Consider the following 14,291-nt stretch of genomic DNA (forward strand, 5'->3'; position numbering starts at 1 on the left):
GCCGGCTGAACGTTTGATCAGCCGGCCCGGTCGCAAAACACAGACGCAGCAGACTGCGCAAACCCTGACCGTGAGGACCTACCATGAGCGCGATCGCTTACAACGGGGCTGCACAGCACCCCATTTGCCTGACCCTCAATGGTCAGCCCCGAACCCTGCAAGTGCATCCCTGGGTCACCTTGCTTGACCTGCTGCGTGAGCAACTGGACCTGGTCGGCACCAAGAAAGGTTGCGACCATGGCCAGTGCGGCGCCTGCACGGTGCTGCGCGATGGCAAGCGCATCAATGCCTGCCTGACCTTGGCCATCATGTGCGACGGGGCCGACCTGGTGACCATCGAAGGGCTGGCCAGCGGCGACGTTTTGCACCCGATGCAGCGCGCCTTCATCACCCACGATGCGTTCCAGTGCGGTTACTGCACCCCGGGGCAGATCTGCTCTGCGGTGGGGCTGGTTTACGAGGGACATGCCGACACCCGCGAGGCCATTCGCGAGCAGATGAGCGGCAATCTTTGCCGCTGTGGCGCCTACGGCAACATCGTCGCAGCAGTGGAAGAAGCCTTACCGTTGATGACCGACGGGGCCCAGCCGCAACGAGGGCAGACTCCATGACGCCCTTCAGCTACCACAAGCCCGCCTCGGTCAGCGAAGCGGTGAACCTGGCTGACGCCTGCTCGCACTTCATCGCCGGGGGCACCAACCTGGTCGACCTTATGAAGGAAAACGTGGTGCGCCCAGAGCGCCTGATCGACATCTCCGGCCTTGGGCTGGACGGTATTCACTCCACCCCCGGCGGCGGCGTATTGATCGGTGCACGGGTGAGCAATGCCGACCTGGCCTGGCACTCGATGATCGAGCAGCATTATCCACTCCTGTCAGACGCGATCCTGGCTGGGGCATCGCCGCAGTTGAGGAACATGGCCAGTACCGGTGGCAACTTGTTGCAACGTACCCGCTGCTACTATTTCTACGACACCGGCACCCCGTGCAACAAGCGCGAACCGGGAAGCGGATGCCCTGCGCGTGCAGGCATGAACCGCATCCATGCCATTCTCGGTGCCAGCGACGCCTGTGTCGCGATCCATCCCTCGGACATGTGCGTGGCATTGGCAGCGCTTGAAGCCGTGGTCCACGTACAGGGGCCGTCCGGCGAACGGCAGATACCTTTCGCGGATTTCCATCGACTGCCCGGGGACACCCCCGAGCGCGACAATCAACTGGCATTCAATGAGCTGGTAACAGGCATCGAACTGCCGCCCCCGCTGTTCGAACACCATTACCGTTATCTGAAAATACGCGACCGCGCCTCCTACGCGTTCGCGCTGGTGTCAGTCGCTGCAGCCTTGAACTTCGATGGCGATGTGATCCAGCAGGCGCGCCTGGCACTGGGCGGCGTAGCCCACAAGCCGTGGCGGGATTCGGTTGTGGAGTGCATGCTGGCCGGCCAGGTGCCTTCTGAAGCGCTCTTCACCCGCGCTGCACAAACGATGCTGCAAGGTGCACAACCCCTGAGCCACAACGGCTTCAAGGTAACGCTCGCTCAGCGAGCAATCGTGCGGGCATTGGATGACGCGGCGCGCGGTGCCGCCAACGGGAGGCTACGACCATGATCAACAGCACACCAGTAGTCGGCACGCCCCTGGACCGCGTGGACGGTGTGGCGAAAGTCACCGGGCAGGCCCGCTATGCGGGCGAATATCCCCAGGCGGGCCTGCTACACGGCAGCGTCGTGTCCAGTACCATTGCCCGCGGTCGGGTACTCGACATCGACAGTACGCAGGCCATGTGCGTGCCCGGGGTAATCGCCGTGCTCGACCATGGCCATCGTCCGCCTATATCCAGTTATGACGACGACTACAGCGATGCCGACTCTGCCGAGGGGGCGCCTTTTCGGCCCTTGTTCAATGATCGAGTGCTGTACAGTGGGCAACCGTTGGCGCTGGTGATCGCCGAAACCCTCGAACTGGCCCGCTATGCAGGCTCGCTGATCAAAATCAAATATGCCGAGAAGGCTCACCAGACAGACCTGGGCGCATGCCAACAATCGCATGCCGCACCCGCCGAAACACCGGCGCCGCGTGGCGACTTCGCCGGGCAGTTTGCCGAGGCGCCGGTACAGGTGGATGCCACGTATCTGACGGCCAACGAACACCACAACCCGATGGAGCCCCATGCGTCGACCGTTCACTACAAGCCCGACGGCACCCTGGAAATCCACGACAAGACCCAAGGCACGCAGAACTGCCAGGACTACCTGCACAAGGTGTTCGGCCTGCCCAAGGCAAACATTCGTGTGCGGGCGGCATTCGTCGGCGGCGCCTTCGGCTCGGGCTTGCGCCCGCAGTACCAGTTGCCGCTGGCAGTGCTGGCGGCGTTGCACCTCAAGCGCTCGGTGCGCGTGACCCTGACCCGCCAGCAGATGTTCACCTTTGGTTACCGACCCCGCACCGAGCAACGTTTGCGCCTGGGTGCAGACACAAACGGGCGCTTGCTGGCGATCGCTCACGATGCGCTTGGCCAGACCTCCCGCTTCGAGGACTTCACCGAGCACCTGGTGGAATGGAGCGGCATGCTTTACCAGTGCGACAACGTGGCGCTCAGTTATCGCCTGGCCTCGCTCGATGTCTACACCCCGCTGGACATGCGGGCGCCTGGGGCCGCGTCCGGGATGATTGCACTGGAATGCGCGATGGATGAGCTCGCCTGTGCAGCGCAGATCGACCCGGTAGACCTGCGCCGCCGCAATTTCACCGACAACAATGCCAACGAGGGCAAGCCTTACTCCAGCAAGGAGTTACTGGCGTGCTATCAGCAAGGTGCCGAACGCTTTGGCTGGCAGGGCCGCAATCCGCAACCGCGCAGCATGCGCAGTGGCAAACGGTTGATCGGCTGGGGGATGGCTGGCGGCGTCTGGGAAGCCATGCAGATGAAGGCCAGCGCCAAAGCGCGCATCGATAGCCAAGGTAAACTCACCGTCAGCAGTGCCACCACCGATATCGGAACCGGCACTTATACGGTCATGACTCAGATCGCCGCCGACGCAGCTGGCGTCAAGGTGCAGGATGTCACCTTCATGCTGGGTGACTCCTCACTGCCCACCGCCCCGCTTCAGGGCGGATCGTTCACGGTGTCGTCGGTGGGCTCGGCCGTGCGCCAAGCCTGCCATGTCCTGCGCACCCGGGTGCTGGAACATGCGCGCAAAATGTACCCCCAGGTGGCCAACACACCCCGGCAGCAGATTTCTTTCATCGATGGCTACCTGCACGCGGGCAGCCATCGCTGGGCCTTGGCGGACATCGTGGCGAGCGCCCCCGACGGTAAATTCGAAGTGCAGATCGACGCAGAGCCCGGCGCCAGGCGCCAGCCGTTCTCCACCGCCACCCATTCGGCGGTATTCGTGGAAGTCCACGTCGACGAGGACCTTGGCACGATCAAGGTAGCCCGGGTGGTCAGCGCTGTGGCGGCAGGACGTGTGATCAACCCGAAAACCGCACGCAGCCAGATCCTGGGGGGCGTGGTCTGGGGGGTGGGCATGGCCCTGCACGAAGCAGCGTTGACCGACCATCGGCTAGGCCGCATCATCAATCATAATCTTGCGGAGTACCACATCCCGGTCAACGCAGACTGCGGGGATATCGAAGTGATCTTCGTTGAGGAGCACGACGACATTGTCAATGAACTCGGCTCCAAGGGCGTGGGCGAAATCGGCGTTGTCGGAGTGGCCGCTGCGGTGGCCAACGCGGTCTACCATGCCACGGGCAAGCGTGTAAGGGAGTTTCCAATCACGCTCGACAAAGTGCTGTGATATGGCATGGGATGATCAAGCGCAGCGTTTCAGGATGCTCTTGATCGGGCGCCTTACTCGGCACTTCGACACATCCCTCGCCTTGATCCAACGGCAAGCCTCGATCTCGTTTCGAGGGCGTGGCTTATCGTCTGCCTTTCGGGCTTCGAACAGATAATGGATGACCTTGTCCTTCCGGTACATCGTGAGGTAACGAAGCTCGTCGAATGCGAGGCCAGTTTCCTCAGCCATCTCCCGCATAGCCGCCTCAAGCGGCGTTTCGTTCCGCTCCACACGTCCGCCCGGCAGGTTCCACTTGGCGTTGCGCTTGCGAACGAACAAAACCTCTCCATCCTTGCGGTAGATGATGGTGGCGCGCAGCTTGATGCCTTTGCGTTTGGCTGTTGCAGTGTCCATTGCCTTCATGCGCTGCCTTTGAAGTTGGCTGGCCTGGATCCGGCAAGTTTCTTGCCGAGAGTGAATCGCCCGTGTGTCCGTTAGATGACCGGCATAACGGTGACAACGTTCAAGTTATCCATGCCGAAGTGTGCAGAGCCGCTCTGCGTGACCTACCCGCCCATCGTACTCAATGGCAGGCGGTTAATGGCTTACGTATTCGGCCCAGTGGCAATGCTTTTAGCCCGTCCTATCCCCCCAAGCCAGTGCACGCGTCATTGATTCGCCCGGCATGGCATCAAATGCCTCTTCGTGAAGGGGCATCCCACTGACGACATAAACCCCGATAAACACCTGCGTGGCTCCGGTTCGGGACAACCTGGTCTGGACTTCTATAGCGGTACCGTCGTCCAGCGTTTCATCATGACCACGGTGGGGAAGCGCAGGGTCAGCCCACGCCCAAAAAACATCACCACGTATGCGCATGCCACCCACCCTATGTCTTTGGTATTGGTTAGGAATCAGCCGACGCTGAGGAACGGTTGAAGCCCGCGATCGGTTGCTTCCCGCTGCAAGGTTTTCGCAAGAGCGGGTAATAGGGGGTGCCCATCGACACGTCCAGGAACCCCCAAACTAATTGTTCAGATACCACGGTGGTCTGAATGGTTCAGGCAATTTTCGGGGCTGCAGCAAATCAGTACCGCCAGACTTTTTGGTCTGAACTTTACTGTCCGCCATGGCTTCCCCTGCATACCGATCACGAAAATACGCGGCTGCAGGAGCTGACATTCATGAGAGCACTGACCTACCACGGAGCACACGACGTCAGGGTCGATAACGTTCCTGATCCCATCATCGAGCAAGAAGACGACATCATCCTCAAGGTCACCGCCACAGCCATTTGCGGCTCCGACTTGCACCTCTACCGAGGCAAAATCCCAGAAACCGAAGCCGGCGATATCTTCGGCCATGAATTCATGGGCATCGTCGAGGACACCGGGAATGCGGTCACCAATCTCCAGATCGGCGACCGCGTGGTGATTCCCTTTGTGATCGCTTGCGGCAGCTGCTTCTTCTGTCAGCACGATCTGTTCGCTGCCTGCGAAACCACCAACACAGGTCGTGGCTCGATCATCAACAAGAAGGCCATTCCACCGGGCGCCGCTTTGTTCGGATACAGCCATCTCTATGGCGGTATCCCTGGCGGCCAAGCGGATTACGTGAGGGTGCCCAAGGGTAACGTCGGCCCGTTCAAAGTCCCCACCGACCTGGCCGATGACAAGGTGCTGTTCCTCTCGGACATTCTGCCCACCGCTTGGCAGGCGGTCATCAATGCCGATATTGGCCAGGGTTCATCGCTGGCGATCTATGGCGCGGGGCCGGTGGGCTTGCTGAGCGCCGCCTGTGCGCGAATGCTCGGCGCTCAGACCATCTTCATGGTCGATGACAACGATTACCGCCTGGCCTACGCCCGCGAGTCTTATGGCGTCATACCGATCAATTTCGAGCAGGACGACGATCCAGCCGACAGCATCATCCGCCAGACACCCGGCATGCGCGGGGTCGATGCGGTGATCGACGCGGTCGGTTTCGAGGCCAAGGGCAGCACTGCCGAAACGGTGATGACGGCGCTGAGAATTGAAGGCAGCAGTGGCAAAGCATTGCGCCAGAGCATTGCTGCCGTGCGGCGTGGCGGCATCGTGAGTGTCCCCGGTGTATACGCGGGCTTCATTCACGGGTTCATGTTCGGCGACGCGTTCGACAAGGGCCTTACCTTCAAGATGGGCCAGACCCATGTCCAGAAATACCTGCCTGAACTGCTGGAACACATCGAAGCGGGACGTCTGCAACCGGAATTGATCGTCACTCACCGCCTGGCCCTCGAAGAAGCGGCCATGGGCTACAAGATGTTCGATCAGAAGCAGGACAACTGCCGCAAGGTCATCCTCGTGCCAGGCGCGGCACCCGGCACCCTGTGCCCCGACTACGTATAGAGGAAGCCAAGTCATGAACGGTCTCGCCAGCTACTTCTGGATTGCCGTGGCGGCAATCCTTTTACTCATTGATCTGTGGGCCATCGTCAGCGTCTTCAGAAGCGACAAATCAGATGCACTCAAAGCGGCTTGGGCCCTGCTGATCGTGGCGCTACCGCTGGTTGGCCTGGGGATCTGGGGCGTTGCTGGCCCGCGCGGCATCAAACGAGGAACCGGGCCCACTTCCGACGAGCACAGCAAAGGCTGACATTTCCGAGCGCCACTTACAGGGGTTTCAACATGATCGATCAAACGACAGGCATGAAATCAGGCGAACGCTATCGCGTGGAGAACGTGGAGCGCGCTCATCAGTTTCCAGGCTTCTTTAAAGACGGGAAGTATTATCTGGGCCCTGAACTGCTCACCGCCGTGGGCTGGCTTGACGGTACACGCTTCATCTACGACAGCCTAGATGCCAAAGGTGAACCCGTTTTTGCAAACCGAGAGGCAGGCACGATCGAAGGGCTGACGTTGACCCTGGTCGATGGCACCACGCTCGAACTCTCGCGGATCGAGGCCAGCGAAACCGTTGCCCCTCTTGACCACCGTGCCTCGGGTACAGAACGACAAGCGTCCGACAGTGCCGCTTCGGTCAGAGGGCCTCTGCGCGGCAAGGTTGTGGTGATCACTGGCGCGTCCAGCGGTATAGGCCGAGCCGCCGCGCATGCGTTTGCCTGCAAAGGTGCTCGCCTGGTACTCGCCGCACGCGACGAAGAGGCGTTGTTCGATGTTCTGGATGAATGCACCGATTGCGGTACGGATGCCATAGCGATCACGACTGACGTCACCCACAGCGACCAGGTTCAAGCGCTGGCGGCGCAGGCCGCCGAATTTGGCCATGGCCGAATCGATGTTTGGGTCAACAACGCCGGAGTTGGCGCGGTCGGCCACTTCGAAGACACTCCACTGGAGGCACACGAACAGGTCATCCAGACCGACCTGATCGGATATCTGCGAAGCGCCTACGTCGCCCTTCCCTTCTTCAAGGCGCAGGGCAGCGGCATTCTGATCAACACGCTGTCGCTGGGCAGCTGGGTAGCCCAACCCTATGCCGCCGCGTATTCGGCGAGCAAGTTCGGCTTGCGTGGACTGACCGAGGCATTACGGGGCGAATTGACTGAATTTCCCGACATCCATGTGTGCGACATCTATCCAGCAGTCATGGACACACCAGGCTTGCGAGACGCAGGCAACTACACCGGACATGCGTTGACACCACCAGGCCCCATTTACGACCCCGAAAGGGTGGCAAAGGCTATGGTGGCCTGCGCAATTTCGCCTCGAGCTCACACCACGGTTGGCACTGCGGCGCGCCTCGCGCATCTGGCCAGCTACCTGATGCCAAGCCTGCCTCTGTTGTCAGGAAGGCTGACGCGCTGGGGGATAAATCGCAGCCCCATAGCCGAAGCATCATCAGGCAACCTCTTTGAGCCGCCAAGTGGCAGGAGGGGTATCGACGGAGGCTGGAGGAAGCCAAAAGACAAAACGCCGCTGCTGATCGGCGCAGCGGCGCTGGGAATCCTTGTGGGCTTTACACTCACACATTCACGACGCAGGGATAGCTAGCGGGAGCTCTGCTTACAGAGGAATGAGCGTGGTTTCATTGCGAGATCACGTTTGATCCCTACTCTGCTGACTACCTCGTAGGATTTACCGGGAGATAGTCCTCCCCTGCTACCGCTCTCAAGTAAGCAGCGTCAGCCTCCAGGCGGAGATCGCGCCATTCCTGCCAGCAGATAATCCCTCGACGATCCATCTCATCGGCCTGGCGAAGCAATTCCTCGTGATAGTCGTCAGGCGAGTCCATCCTCAAGGCCCGACTTTCCAGCACGCCGTACCAGGCTGCCAAACAGTTGAGCTTCAGCAACTGGTCGGCGGAGAGGTTTTTCTCGAATGTTCGCATCAGTAAGTCTCACACGCTGATGGAGGGTTGAGTCATGAACATTCAAGAGGTTCAGTAAAGCTGTGCCAGCGGCGTTGATGCATCCAGAGGATCGCTTAACAACGCCGGTGTGGCTGACGGGTCGGCATCTGCGCGAGGGCAATTGCCGCCCTGGCGCTTTCAAGTTGAACAGCCCTCAGGAGACCCTCTCCTTCCACGCTTCGTATCTGGCAAGGAGCGGCTGGACACTCAACCCATGCAGCACAATGCTCAACGCCACCACTGACAGCACCAGGTTGATGCTCTGCGGGGCCAAGGCGGGAAGCAGCCCATGATTCAGGGCATAGAACAGGTAATAGAAGCTGCCGATACCTCGGATACCAAACCACCCTAAAAGGCCGCGCTGGCGGATATCCAGCATTCCTCGAGTCGGGAACAAGAGGATGCTGATGGGGCGAATGACAAAGAACAAAGCGCCGGCAACCAGCACTGCCCGCCAATCCCAATGCTCAATGAGCACCACCCCGAGCAGGGTCACCAGAAATACTTCCATTGCCCGCTCGATCAGGCTACCGAAGGCCAGCATGTCACCCAACATGATCCCCGCTGCGACCTGCGAGTCGTCGAGCCCTTTCACATCGCCTTTGACGGCTAGCTCAGGCGCCACGTGCTGGTGACCTACCACAGGCTGTACCAGATGTTCAGCAGCCGGCTCTTCTGGGCTATCGGCGGTCTGAACCTCCGCCTGCCGTAAACCCAGACCCGCGGCGAACACCGCGAGGAATCCATAGGCCTGTATCGACTCGGCGCTCACGTATGCCAACGCAATCAGGGCAAGGGCCAGATAGTCGTTGGGCGAGACGGTGCTGTCGTCGTTGCGCAGACGCAAGAACAGCGTGAGCTTTCCCAGGCCGCGGCCCATCCAATAACCAAGCAGCATGCCTGCGGTTACTGCCCATAGCAGGTCCTTGAGCAACCAGTCACTGAACCAGGCTTGGCCATTGTCCTGTTGCAGGAACAGTCCAAGCATGACGAAGGGAAATGCCACGCCGTCGTTGAGCCCTGCCTCACCCGACAAGCTGAAACGGACAAGATCATCGTCCCGGGCATCAACCACCTGCACCAGGGTTGCGAGCACGGGGTCAGTGGGTGCGAGGATCGCCCCGATCAGTAGCGAGACGCCCCACCCCAAGTTCAGGCCGTAGTGCAGCACCAGCGTTACCCCACCGATGCAGATCAACATCACTGGCCCCGCTAGAAAAAAGGCGCTGCACCAACGGCGGTTGTGCAAGGGCAGGCGCAATTTCAACCCACTGAAGAACAGCGAAAACAACACCGCGACCTCTGTGAGGTGCTCCATCCAGCCGCTCGACTTGCTCAAATCCAGCTGAAGAAAACCCAGCCCCGATGTACCCAGGCCGATACCCAGGGCAAGGCACACTACAGACGAGGTCACAGGGATCCAGCGCAGGTAGGCGGATGAGAGTGCGAGCAGCAGCAATACTGCGCCCAGCATGGCGAACCAGACGATGAAGGTCATCTGCGCAGAAGCCTTGGGAAAGTTTTCGAGTGCCATCCGCTAAATGGATTCGCCGTCATCCTGGATGTCTTCCTCTGCTTCGGCTGCCTCCGTGGCATCAGCGTCATTCAAAGGTGGCGACGTTGGCTTTTGGGGATCATTGAGGAAAGGTAGATCGCTTGGCCCTTTTTCTTCGAAGCCTTCGGTTTTCGGCTGCATGACAATACCTCCAGGCAAATGGATCGAGCGCAGAGCTTCAAGTACTTTCAGCAACGCCCGAGAACTTTTTGACGTCGACAGGTGGCGCTATGAATTCAGGGCCATCGCCGGCGAGCCGCCACTTCACCTTGGCGATGCCGTAGCGCTCGGCCATCGGTCGACTGACCAGCTTGATTTTCTGCTGACTGAATCTTGGGATGATGCCAACGCCGGCATCGCAACTGGCCCAGTGCCAAGCCCCGGCGTTGTCCATTTTTTCCAGGCGGATGATGAACGTCCGATGGTCACCGTGAAGGTCATACTCGATTACGAACAATTGAAGTGCTGGCACAAGATACGCTCCCTGGTTCATACGCTATTGAGCGACGTCTGGAAGAGATAATTCCATTGGATTGGCAGGATGTGCAGCCAACCCATGCCACGGGCAGTCAGGCGAGTTGGATGTACACCGAGTAGCTACCCAGGAGCACCCAGAACACCAGAAAGATCCACGGTGTGCGCAGCGAAAACAGCAGTGATTTCCGATGGCCTGCACGCGAGGTTTCCGCCTCGCAGAACAGCGGCGACTCATCGTAAGCCAGTCCCATCAACGGCTCGCTGCGCAGCAGGTGACTTTGCTTGAGCTGCCAGTGATCGATGATGTTGTAGGCCGCCCGGATGCCAGGCCAGGCGTTGAGTGAGCTCAGTACCCCGAGCAAGGCGAGGAACGCCGGTACGATCAGGGTGAACATCTCGCCCCATCCTTGATTCAGATTTCCCATAGAGGAGACGAAGGCGATGACCAGAAAGGACTGCGCCGCGAGGTAGGCATCCGTGCGGTTGGCGAGGATGCTGGTTTCGTACTGGATTTCACGCCGGTAAAAATCCAGACGCTCCTTGGGAGAGCCGAACATCCTGGCATTGTGTTCGCTGATCTCGTGCTCAGGGGTTGCTGGCGTAATGATTCGAGGCACTCGCTCCTCCGGGAATGGGGCTCCGAGCTACGGGATGAGCCTGAAGCTGAGTTCGGTAGAGCAGGCGATGGGGTTTGGAATTCAATTGGATTGATAGCCCGCACCGCTCGTCGTACCAACCGCAGATTGAAACCAACACGCGCAGGCCAGGCCTTTCGAACCGGTATGAGCGTTCTCAACTGCAGGAGCTTCTACCATGCGAGACTTCCCTACCCCGCCCTTCCCTTCACAGCCTCAAAATGTCCCCGGCTCACAGCGCAAGATGGAACCCTACCCGGATTGCGGTGAGCAGTCGTATACCGGCCACAATCGACTCGAAGGCAAGGTTGCACTCATCACCGGAGCAGACAGCGGCATCGGGCGGGCAGTAGCGATTGCCTATGCCCGCGAAGGAGCCGACGTCGCCATCGCTTATCTGAATGAGCATGAAGACGCGCAAGAAACCGCGCGCTGGGTTGAGTCCGCAGGCCGTCAATGCTTGCTGTTGCCCGGTGACCTGGCGCAGAAGCAGCACTGCTACGACATCGTCGAAGAGACCGTCAGCCAGTTCGGGCGTATCGACATCCTGGTCAACAACGCGGCGTTCCAGATGGCCCACGAAACCCTGGAAGAGATCGACGATGATGAATGGGTGAAGACCTTCGATACCAATATCACCGCCATCTTCCGTATTTGCCAGGCGGCCCTGCCTTACATGCCCAAGGGCAGTTCGATCATCAATACCAGCTCGGTCAATTCCGACGACCCATCCCCCAGCCTGCTGGCCTATGCCACGACCAAGGGGGCCATTGCCAACTTCACTGCCGGCTTGGCTCAGTTGTTAGCCAAGAAAGGCATCAGGGTCAACAGCGTCGCGCCGGGCCCTATCTGGACGCCTTTGATTCCGGCAACCATGCCGGACGAGGCCGTCAAGAACTTTGGTTCCGGCTACCCGATGGGGCGCCCGGGACAACCGGTCGAAGTCGCGCCGATCTACGTGCTGCTGGGCTCCGACGAGGCCAGTTACATCAGTGGCTCACGTTACGCAGTGACTGGCGGCAAACCCATCCTTTAGCAAAAAGAGGCTCGCCGTGCTGGCGAGCCTGATTTTTGCTTGGCAGTTTCAGCGTTTGTGCCGATCGTGATCACGGGCCGCTTTTTGCGCTGTCGAGTCATGTGATGTACCGGTGGATCCATCCGGACGATGCGCATCGTTGTCTCGCTCCTCTTCCCCACCCGGCCTCGTCTGTGCCGCTTCCTTTTGCCTATCGCTCTGTTTCTTCATCTTGCGCTCCTATCCTTTGCCTTTGAACAAGGGAAGCCGAAGCGCCGGCAAAGTTCCTGTCAGGTTAACTTCTCGAGATAGCCGGGCAATAAATGCGATGAACCAAACGCGCCAGGATCGCGTCCACCGCTAAACAAGCGAGTCGATTCTGGAATGGAAAACGACCCTGTACTGGCCACCCTCGGCTATCTGAAAAACAACAAACTGATTTTGAGCACAGCAGAATCGTGCACTGCGGGCTGCCTTGTGGCGTTGTTGGCGGCGATACCGGGTACCGGAGAGGTGCTGGAAAGCGGCTATGTCGTCTACTCGCCCAGCGCCAAGAAGCGCTTGCTGGGCGTCAGCGCCGAAACCATTGAACGATACGGCCTGACCAGCGAAGCAGTAGCCTGGGAAATGGCCTTGGGCGCCTTGAGAGACAGCGATGCGAACGTGGTGATAGCCACCACCGGAGTAGCCGGGCCGACACCCGAATCCGGGATACCACCGGGGACGATGTGCTTTGCGTGGGCTTTCGCCGGCGAGCCAGTTGCCGTTTTCACGCGCACTCAGCGTTTCTTCGGCGAGTGGTCTGATGTTATGCGCCAAGGCGCCCTTTTCGGGTTGACCCGGCTTTCCCACTATCACCAGCGCTGGTTACGCGGCGAGCGCGCCTGAGGGCTGTGATCATGTCGGAAGATGAACTGCTATCCAGGCGTCACCCTGTTCAAGAAGATATACCGATGCAGCAGCGCATCTGGCGCTTCGAGCGCGTGGGGTGGTACGTGCTCGTGGCCATCGTATTGCTTGCTTTGGCAGGTCTGTTCGGTAATGGCCCGTTGAGCGATGCCGAGGTGGTGAGCCAGGATGGCCGGGTACGGGTCGAGTACCAGCGCCTCAGCCGAAGCGGCACGACAGACAGTCTTTTCATCACCGTTCAGGGTACCCCTGGTCAGCCGGTGGAGGTGCAACTCGAGGGATCATTGCTCCGTGACGCCAGCATCGAGACGTTACAACCGGAGCCGCAACGATCGCTGTCGCACGGCCAGGCCATGCTGTTCCAATTGGGTACCAGGCAAGATGGCGTGGCCACCTTGTACGTGACCCTACGAAGTGAACACGTAGGCACTCTGGAGGGCAGCGTCAGGTCTGGCCCCAAAAGCGCCGTTCACTTCTCCACATTCCTTTACCCCTAGGAGTGCGTCATGGATTCGATCCTCCGCGCAGCCGGGATGTACGTCGCCCTCATGCTGCTGTTTCGCGTAGCCGGCCGGCGCTCGCTGGCCGACCTGACGACCTTTGACTTCGTCTTGCTGCTCATCATCGGGGAGGCCACCCAGCAGGCGCTTCTGGGTGACGATTTTTCATTCACCAATGCCATGCTGGTGATTGCCACACTGATCGTTCTGGATGTCGGCCTTTCGCTTGCGAAGCTCAACTCCAGGCCCTTGGCCCGGCTTCTGGACGGACACGCAACCTTGGTTGTCGAGAACGGGCGCTTTCTGCATCACCGCATGCGTCGGGCACGCCTCACGGAGGACGATATCCTTGAGTCCGCGCGGGACAGCCAAGGCATCGAGCACATTGAGCAGGTGAAGTTCGCCATCGTCGAGCGCAATGGAAAGATTTCGGTCATTCCTGCTGAGTGAGGTCTGTTGACAGCATTCAGACGCGATGATGCCAGCCATCGTAAGTATTGAACCGTGTCACTCGGCGTGTACTCAACCACGAGCAAGTTCCTGACTTAATCCGTGATGAGGTAACGCCATGAACGCTATCGACTTACTGATCCAAGACCACAAGCTCGTGAAGAAGCTGCTCGAAGAGCTGTCGACCACCACCGAGCGCGCAGTGAAGAAACGGGCCGAGTTACTCCACAGGATCGAGCAGGAGTTGCAGATCCACACCGCGCTCGAGGAAGAAATTCTCTACCCGGCCATCAAGCAAGCGGGTGGCAAGGAAGAAGCGAAGATGTACTACGAGGCCAAGGAAGAACACCGCACTGTCGACGCTCTCGTCCTGCCCGATCTCCTGCATACCGAAACCGGCACCGTCGAATTCGCCGGGCGGGTCAAGGTTATGAAGGAATTGTTGGAGCATCACATCGAGGAAGAGGAAGGCGAGCTGTTCCCCACCGCGAAGAAGCTGCTCGGCAAGGACACCCTCGAGGAGCTTGGGCAAACCATGGAAATGCAGAAAAAGATGCTCAAGGGCGAGCAGCGAGCAGCTTAGTCAAGCGATCACCTGCCAGCGCCCGGGACGC

At 59.6% G+C, this 14,291-nt stretch carries 17 protein-coding genes; 11 read left to right on the plus strand and 6 right to left on the minus strand.

The window, feature by feature from the left end; translation table 11 throughout:
* Positions 1 to 83 precede the first annotated feature (83 nt).
* Genes N5D48_RS00595 through N5D48_RS00605 form a run of 3 tightly spaced genes read left to right on the plus strand, consistent with a single transcriptional unit; the run spans position 84 to position 3,804 of the window.
* Positions 84 to 611 carry a 2Fe-2S iron-sulfur cluster-binding protein gene (locus N5D48_RS00595; protein WP_279879915.1) on the plus strand — a complete coding sequence of 176 codons (528 nt, stop codon included), beginning with the start codon at positions 84 to 86 and terminating at the stop codon, positions 609 to 611.
* Entirely contained in the window at positions 608 to 1,609 is a 1,002-nt protein-coding gene (locus N5D48_RS00600; protein ID WP_279879918.1) for a xanthine dehydrogenase family protein subunit M, read from the plus strand. The genes N5D48_RS00595 and N5D48_RS00600 overlap by 4 nt, the downstream gene beginning before the upstream one ends.
* A complete protein-coding gene (locus N5D48_RS00605; RefSeq protein ID WP_279879921.1) occupies positions 1,606 to 3,804 on the plus strand; it encodes a xanthine dehydrogenase family protein molybdopterin-binding subunit in 2,199 nt (732 codons plus the stop codon). Before N5D48_RS00600 ends, N5D48_RS00605 begins: the two co-directional genes overlap by 4 nt.
* A gap of 15 nt (positions 3,805 to 3,819) precedes the next feature.
* Here the strand turns inward: N5D48_RS00605 and N5D48_RS00610 are convergent, their stop codons facing one another.
* Positions 3,820 to 4,209 carry an NUDIX domain-containing protein gene (locus N5D48_RS00610; protein WP_279879924.1) on the minus strand — a complete coding sequence of 130 codons (390 nt, stop codon included), beginning with the start codon at positions 4,207 to 4,209 and terminating at the stop codon, positions 3,820 to 3,822.
* A gap of 761 nt (positions 4,210 to 4,970) precedes the next feature.
* On the opposite strand from N5D48_RS00610, the gene N5D48_RS00615 reads away from it, so the two are divergent.
* From N5D48_RS00615 to N5D48_RS00625, 3 genes are read left to right on the plus strand one after another with little or no spacing between them, the layout of a single operon-like run.
* Entirely contained in the window at positions 4,971 to 6,173 is a 1,203-nt protein-coding gene (locus N5D48_RS00615; RefSeq protein ID WP_279879927.1) for a glutathione-dependent formaldehyde dehydrogenase, read from the plus strand.
* A 13-nt stretch (positions 6,174 to 6,186) separates the two neighbouring features.
* Positions 6,187 to 6,420 (plus strand): PLD nuclease N-terminal domain-containing protein, encoded by a 234-nt coding sequence (locus N5D48_RS00620; protein ID WP_279879930.1) that lies wholly within the window; start codon positions 6,187 to 6,189, stop codon positions 6,418 to 6,420.
* A 32-nt stretch (positions 6,421 to 6,452) separates the two neighbouring features.
* Positions 6,453 to 7,778, plus strand: a complete 1,326-nt coding sequence (locus N5D48_RS00625; protein ID WP_279879933.1) for an SDR family oxidoreductase — start codon at positions 6,453 to 6,455, stop codon at positions 7,776 to 7,778.
* Between the two features lie 70 nt (positions 7,779 to 7,848).
* On the opposite strand, the gene N5D48_RS00630 is transcribed toward N5D48_RS00625, so the two are convergent.
* The 5 genes from N5D48_RS00630 to N5D48_RS00650 all read right to left on the minus strand — a co-directional run bounded on the left by N5D48_RS00630 (position 7,849) and on the right by N5D48_RS00650 (position 10,785).
* Positions 7,849 to 8,115 carry a hypothetical protein gene (locus N5D48_RS00630; protein ID WP_279879936.1) on the minus strand — a complete coding sequence of 89 codons (267 nt, stop codon included), beginning with the start codon at positions 8,113 to 8,115 and terminating at the stop codon, positions 7,849 to 7,851.
* A gap of 175 nt (positions 8,116 to 8,290) precedes the next feature.
* Positions 8,291 to 9,634 carry a cation:proton antiporter gene (locus N5D48_RS00635; RefSeq protein ID WP_279879938.1) on the minus strand — a complete coding sequence of 448 codons (1,344 nt, stop codon included), beginning with the start codon at positions 9,632 to 9,634 and terminating at the stop codon, positions 8,291 to 8,293.
* A gap of 39 nt (positions 9,635 to 9,673) precedes the next feature.
* Positions 9,674 to 9,832, minus strand: coding sequence for a hypothetical protein (locus tag N5D48_RS00640; protein WP_279879941.1), 159 nt, complete (start codon positions 9,830 to 9,832; stop codon positions 9,674 to 9,676).
* A 37-nt stretch (positions 9,833 to 9,869) separates the two neighbouring features.
* Positions 9,870 to 10,163, minus strand: a complete 294-nt coding sequence (locus N5D48_RS00645) for a DUF6555 family protein (protein ID WP_279879944.1) — start codon at positions 10,161 to 10,163, stop codon at positions 9,870 to 9,872.
* 97 nt (positions 10,164 to 10,260) lie between these two features.
* Positions 10,261 to 10,785: a hypothetical protein gene (locus N5D48_RS00650; RefSeq protein ID WP_004573937.1), complete on the minus strand. Its 525-nt coding sequence runs from the start codon at positions 10,783 to 10,785 to the stop codon at positions 10,261 to 10,263.
* Between the two features lie 196 nt (positions 10,786 to 10,981).
* Between N5D48_RS00650 and N5D48_RS00655 the strand changes: the two genes are divergently transcribed.
* The 5 genes from N5D48_RS00655 (at position 10,982) to N5D48_RS00675 (ending at position 14,260) form a co-directional block, all read left to right on the plus strand.
* Entirely contained in the window at positions 10,982 to 11,839 is an 858-nt protein-coding gene (locus N5D48_RS00655; protein WP_279879949.1) for an SDR family oxidoreductase, read from the plus strand.
* 363 nt (positions 11,840 to 12,202) lie between these two features.
* Entirely contained in the window at positions 12,203 to 12,706 is a 504-nt protein-coding gene (locus N5D48_RS00660) for a CinA family protein (protein WP_279879953.1), read from the plus strand.
* 65 nt (positions 12,707 to 12,771) lie between these two features.
* Positions 12,772 to 13,224, plus strand: coding sequence for a hypothetical protein (locus N5D48_RS00665; protein WP_279879956.1), 453 nt, complete (start codon positions 12,772 to 12,774; stop codon positions 13,222 to 13,224).
* A 9-nt stretch (positions 13,225 to 13,233) separates the two neighbouring features.
* On the plus strand, positions 13,234 to 13,677 hold the full coding sequence (locus tag N5D48_RS00670) for a YetF domain-containing protein (RefSeq protein WP_279879959.1): 444 nt from the start codon (positions 13,234 to 13,236) through the stop codon (positions 13,675 to 13,677).
* Between the two features lie 118 nt (positions 13,678 to 13,795).
* A complete protein-coding gene (locus N5D48_RS00675; protein ID WP_279879962.1) occupies positions 13,796 to 14,260 on the plus strand; it encodes a hemerythrin domain-containing protein in 465 nt (154 codons plus the stop codon).
* Positions 14,261 to 14,291 lie beyond the last annotated feature (31 nt).

The organism is Pseudomonas sp. GD03858 (genome assembly GCF_029840925.1).
Lineage (GTDB): Bacteria > Pseudomonadota > Gammaproteobacteria > Pseudomonadales > Pseudomonadaceae > Aquipseudomonas.

Excerpts from the sequence above, each read along its gene's own strand:
- N5D48_RS00595 (WP_279879915.1), top strand. The coding sequence starts at position 84 with ATGAGCGCGATCGCTTACAACGGGGCTGCACAGCACCCCATTTGCCTG.
- N5D48_RS00600 (WP_279879918.1), top strand. The coding sequence starts at position 608 with ATGACGCCCTTCAGCTACCACAAGCCCGCCTCGGTCAGCGAAGCGGTG.
- N5D48_RS00605 (WP_279879921.1), top strand. The coding sequence starts at position 1,606 with ATGATCAACAGCACACCAGTAGTCGGCACGCCCCTGGACCGCGTGGAC.
- N5D48_RS00610 (WP_279879924.1), bottom strand. The coding sequence starts at position 4,209 with ATGAAGGCAATGGACACTGCAACAGCCAAACGCAAAGGCATCAAGCTG.
- N5D48_RS00615 (WP_279879927.1), top strand. The coding sequence starts at position 4,971 with ATGAGAGCACTGACCTACCACGGAGCACACGACGTCAGGGTCGATAAC.
- N5D48_RS00620 (WP_279879930.1), top strand. The coding sequence starts at position 6,187 with ATGAACGGTCTCGCCAGCTACTTCTGGATTGCCGTGGCGGCAATCCTT.
- N5D48_RS00625 (WP_279879933.1), top strand. The coding sequence starts at position 6,453 with ATGATCGATCAAACGACAGGCATGAAATCAGGCGAACGCTATCGCGTG.
- N5D48_RS00630 (WP_279879936.1), bottom strand. The coding sequence starts at position 8,115 with ATGCGAACATTCGAGAAAAACCTCTCCGCCGACCAGTTGCTGAAGCTC.
- N5D48_RS00635 (WP_279879938.1), bottom strand. The coding sequence starts at position 9,634 with ATGACCTTCATCGTCTGGTTCGCCATGCTGGGCGCAGTATTGCTGCTG.
- N5D48_RS00640 (WP_279879941.1), bottom strand. The coding sequence starts at position 9,832 with ATGCAGCCGAAAACCGAAGGCTTCGAAGAAAAAGGGCCAAGCGATCTA.
- N5D48_RS00655 (WP_279879949.1), top strand. The coding sequence starts at position 10,982 with ATGCGAGACTTCCCTACCCCGCCCTTCCCTTCACAGCCTCAAAATGTC.
- N5D48_RS00660 (WP_279879953.1), top strand. The coding sequence starts at position 12,203 with ATGGAAAACGACCCTGTACTGGCCACCCTCGGCTATCTGAAAAACAAC.
- N5D48_RS00665 (WP_279879956.1), top strand. The coding sequence starts at position 12,772 with ATGCAGCAGCGCATCTGGCGCTTCGAGCGCGTGGGGTGGTACGTGCTC.
- N5D48_RS00670 (WP_279879959.1), top strand. The coding sequence starts at position 13,234 with ATGGATTCGATCCTCCGCGCAGCCGGGATGTACGTCGCCCTCATGCTG.
- N5D48_RS00675 (WP_279879962.1), top strand. The coding sequence starts at position 13,796 with ATGAACGCTATCGACTTACTGATCCAAGACCACAAGCTCGTGAAGAAG.